The organism is Pseudomonas sp. (assembly GCF_032058845.1).
In the GTDB taxonomy this organism is placed as follows: domain Bacteria; phylum Pseudomonadota; class Gammaproteobacteria; order Pseudomonadales; family Pseudomonadaceae; genus Aquipseudomonas.
Genome location: NZ_DAMCCR010000112.1, coordinates 10,473 through 12,729, shown reverse-complemented (window position 1 = coordinate 12,729; position 2,257 = coordinate 10,473). Strand labels below are relative to the sequence as shown.

General features: G+C 67.1%; 3 protein-coding genes. All 3 read right to left on the bottom strand.

Annotation, left to right across the window (positions count from 1 at the left end; translation table 11 throughout):
• Positions 1 to 101: 101 nt before the first annotated feature.
• Positions 102 to 584: a transcription elongation factor GreB gene (gene greB, locus RT028_RS17450; protein WP_312936361.1), complete on the bottom strand. Its 483-nt coding sequence runs from the start codon at positions 582 to 584 to the stop codon at positions 102 to 104.
• Between the two features lie 61 nt (positions 585 to 645).
• Positions 646 to 960 carry a hypothetical protein gene (locus RT028_RS17445; protein WP_312936360.1) on the bottom strand — a complete coding sequence of 105 codons (315 nt, stop codon included), beginning with the start codon at positions 958 to 960 and terminating at the stop codon, positions 646 to 648.
• 225 nt (positions 961 to 1,185) lie between these two features.
• Positions 1,186 to 2,257 (bottom strand): transglycosylase SLT domain-containing protein (locus tag RT028_RS17440; RefSeq protein WP_312936359.1); only part of this gene is annotated, 1,072 nt, incomplete at its 5' end.

Sequence of the window (2,257 nt, the reverse complement as noted above, 5' to 3'; positions counted from 1 at the left end):
TGCCGCTGGCCGGGGCCTTGCTGGTGGGTGGCGCCGGTACGCTGGGCACCCGCCGCGCCTTGAACGCCAGCCCGCTGGCGGTCCTGCGCGAGGGCTGAGGGTCAGCCGGCGCTGGCGGGGTACCAGATGCGATTGACGTACCAGGCGGCCTCGCCGGTCGGGGTCTGCACCGCGATCTCGTCGCCCTGCTGTTTCTTCAGCAGGGCGCGGGCCATGGGCGAGTCGATGGAGATGTAATCGTTGCGCCCGTAGATTTCGTCATAGCCAACCACTCGGAAGGTCTTGACCTCGCCCTCGTCGTTCTCGATCTCGACCCAGGCCCCGAAGAACACCTTGCCCTCCTGCTCGGCCGCATAGGCCACCACGCGTACATCCTCGAGGCGTTTGCGCAGGTAGCGCACGCGCCGATCGATTTCGCGCAGCAGCTTCTTGTTGTACTGGTAATCGGCATTCTCGCTGCGATCGCCCAGCGACGCCGCCCAGGCCACCTTCTGGGTGATTTCCGGGCGGTACACGCGCCACAGATGATCGAGCTCGTGCTTGAGCGCCTGGTGCCCTTCGGTTGTGATGATATTGGTGCTCAACAACGCTCTCCTCGCGCCATGTCGGCCAGTGCTGGCGGCCAGCGGGGTGTCTGGATGACGCTCAGCGCCGGGTGATCAGGCCTTGTCGGGCGATGCGCGTGAGCTGGGCGATCACCTGATCGGCGACGTCTGCGGCCGGCGCCTGGATCACGGCCAGGTCGAAGCGATCGTTGCCGTACCGGGCAAGGTCCACCTGCAGTGAAACGTCGACGAACTGGATGAGAAATGCCCGGGCATGGCCCTTGCGCCGCGACAGGCCTTCAAGGTGACGCAACAAGGTGGGCTGATGGGCACCGCCGAGCAGGATGCGCGGGGTGCGAGCGGCCGGCTGGACGGCCAGGGGGCTCAGGCAGACGCTGGTACGTGGACAACTCATGGGTTTGATCTCTGCCTCGCGAATCCCGCTGGGCAGCGGTGGGAGGCGTCACCGAACCAGCGCTTTAGCGGTATTTCGGCGAGCTCGGAAAGGGCCCTGCCTGGCGCCCCGCAAGTAGCTGTTTAAATCGGCGCAGGGGCCATGCTAGGGGCTTGCCGAGCAAGATACAAGCGGCGCGTTACCGTCCAGCGGCAGTGCGTGGCAGCGCGGCAACCCTTCAGCGCGTCAGCGCGGGCGCGTGCGCTCCAGCGCCACCCGCTCACGGTTGTAGGCGAGGAAGTATTTGTTCACGCTATTGACGAAGTTCACCGGCCCCATGCCCACCTGCTCCATGGCCACCCGCTCGGTCTGGAAGAACCATTGGTTGGCATTGAGCCCACGCCGGCGTGCCTCGACGCGCATGGCCTGCACCCGCTCGGGGCCCAGGTTGTAGGCGGCCAGGGTAAAGGCCATGCGTTCGCGGTCATTGAGTGCGGGGCTGGAGAAGAACTTGCGGCGGATCATGGCCAGGTAACGGGCGCCGGCCTGTACATTGCCATCGACGCTCGCGATGTCGCTCACCCCTACCCGCTGGGCGGCCGAGGGGGTGATCTGCATCAGGCCATGCGCCCCGCCGCCGCCGCGCGCCTTGGGGTTGAGGGTCGACTCTTTGTAGGCCAGCGCCGCCAGGTTCAACCAGTCGATCTGCTGCGTGGCAGCGTGGCGCTGCAACACCGTGCGCACAGCCTCCAGGCGTCGACGCGGTTGCGTGGCCAACGGGTCATGCACGCGGTACTGGCGACGGTAGATGCGCTCGAACGCCGCGTTCTGGTTTTCCGGGGCGCGGTAGGTGGCGAGAAACCGATTGAGCGCGTCTTGCAACTGCGGCGCATCCGGCCTGAGGTACCAGCGCACGGCTTGCGGCTGGCCCAGTTGTACACGGGTGTCCAGGCGCAACTTGGGCATCACGCGCAGCCAGCGCTCGGCGATCGGCCGCTCGACCACGGTCAACGGGTAGATCCCCGCCTGGACCATTTCCAGCACATCCTCGATGGCCAGCGTCGGGTCAATCCATTCGACCTTGACCGGCGCCCGCTTGCGCAGCCCCAGCTGGCGGTTGACGGCCTCGATGGCAGCGCCCGCAGCACTGGCATTGACCAACGCCACGGTGCGCCCCGACAACTGCTCGGCGCGGGCGATGCTGCGCCCGCCCTTGCGCCCGACCACCACCAGCGCGACCTTGTCCACGACCGGTGCGCTGAAGGCCAGTCGCTGCACGGCGCTGGCATCGAAGAGCTCGCCTGGGGCGGCCATGTCG